The following is a 2,073-nucleotide window of genomic DNA, read 5'->3' as shown; positions in this document are numbered from 1 at the left end:
TATTTAGGAGTATCGACTCTTACGTACCAGTATCGGGCTTTCAAAGTATTTATAAGACACACTAGATATCATATATGTTAAAGCTAGCCCTCCTCCGTATCCCAAAATACGATCGCTATTAGACATTTCGCCACCATATCGTTCAATTAAATGAATAATTGGGTAGTGATATATATATAAGCCATAAGATATTTTTCCAGTGTATACCATAAACCGTCCTTCAAATACGGCGTTTTTCAAGGTAGTTGTCGCCTGAGCATTTAAGCTGCTTGTTTTTCCTTCTCCGGGTTCAACTTAACGTCACCCACTTTCTCCCAGTTCCGCGTAGCTTTTGACCACCTTATTTGGTTCTTTCTTTTCATCTTGCGATAAAGCTCATCCCTCTTCGATAATATTTCTTCATCCAGACCTAAGTGCCTTTGCTCTGGGGTAACAAAGTTAATTCGACTATGCCGGTGCTCTGTGTTGTACCAAGTGACAAACTCTTTCACCCAAGTTCTTGCTTCATCGATTGATTTAAATCCCTCAGATGGCCATCGACGACAGTACTTCAGGGTTCGAAATAGTGATTCTGAAAACGGATTATCATTACTTACACCAGGCCGACTTCGAGAGCTGGCGACACCCAAATCCTGCATTTTTGCTTGCATTGTTAAGCTCTTCATTGGGCTACCATTATCCGAGTGCAACACCAGGGATTTTCTGACGCACTTTTCTGACCAAACACTGCGCTCAAGCAATGCTGCTGCATGTTCTCCTTGCTCGGACTCATGCACTTCCCAGCCAACAATTTTGCGACTGAAGATATCTTCTATCATATACAGGTAATAATACCGCCCTATCACAGTTGCAGGGCAGTACGTAATATCCCAACTCCAGACTTCATTTGGCCCAGTGGCCGTATATCCCTTCGGTTTCTTCGTACCATTTTTGGGCTTGTCTCGCCCCCTGTGAGCCAGTTGATTATGTGCTTTGAGCACACGATAAAAGCTGGACTCAGAAGCAATATATTGCCCTTTATCCGCTAGCCTTGGTACGATTTGGCTGGGTGGAAGGTCCGCATATTCGGGCTCGTTACAGATATTGATAATGCTCTGTCGCTCGGTTTCTGACAACTTATTCTTTGGCTCAGGTCTAATAGCTGACTGTCTTTTGTCCTGTGTAACGCCACCATCTTCAATCCAGCGTTGTAAGGTCCGAAGCGATAAGCCTATTAGCTCACAGGCTTTCACTCTTCTGGCTCCAGCACTAACGGCTTCATCAATCAGCTCCACATAATATTGCCTATCTGGAAGCATGGTTAGCTGTCCTCGTCTTCCCCCCAGTAGGCATTGAGCTTTTTTCTGAGCACCAATAATGCAGCAGTTTCAGCAAGTGCTGCATCTTTGCGTTTTAGCTCCTTCTCTAACTGCTTAATACGCTTCTTATCTGCTTTGCGCTCTGCAGCTTCCTGTTTCTTACGCTGAGCCTCAGTCATATTGTTGTTAATACAAGATTGTTTCCATTGCTTCACCTGATCAGGGTACAGCCCTTTTTCTCGGCAATACTCACTTAGCTCTATCTCCGACATCATGGCGGTTTCCAGAACAATTGAAAACTTTGCTTCTGGAGACCAGTTATCTGGACTACTACTTTTTGTCACACTTGAACCTGGTAATTGAAATTTATCTCGCCAGGAATACAAGGTGGATAGGTTTATGTTTTCCTGGGCTGAAAACGTTCTTAATGATAACCCACTTTCAAGCCACTTCTTAACAATGGCTTCTTTAAACTCTTTTGAATAATGCTTCACTCATATTCTCTTACCGCCTCCTATTCAATTATTAAAAATTAACAGAGGCGACAACTATCCTGACACAGGGGGCAAAATAGCGCGTTACAACGATAAAAAACGTGCTATTGAAGAGTTAGAGCAACTCCAAAATGAAATACTTATTTCTGGAAAAAACAAAAGTTCAGGGTTTAATATCAACGTTGTAGAAAAGCTATTCAAAATCCCAGAAGAAAACGACATAGCACTCTCATGTAAAGACCAAGTAGAACTCTATGAGGATTACCATAAAGTACACTTTT

General features: G+C 42.3%; 1 protein-coding gene. It reads right to left on the bottom strand.

The window, feature by feature from the left end:
• Positions 1-260: 260 nt before the first annotated feature.
• Positions 261-1,792, bottom strand: a protein-coding gene (locus A3735_RS28775; protein ID WP_369808172.1) for an IS3 family transposase whose coding sequence is annotated in 2 segments (ribosomal slippage) — positions 261-1,348 and positions 1,348-1,792 — 1,533 coding nt in all. Because the reading frame shifts where the segments join, the coding sequence is not laid out codon by codon here.
• Positions 1,793-2,073 lie beyond the last annotated feature (281 nt).

The sequence above is a fragment of the Oleiphilus sp. HI0061 genome, assembly GCF_001635675.1.
Note: the sequence above shows the minus strand (reverse complement) of the source record. Positions and strands in the feature narration are given on the sequence as shown.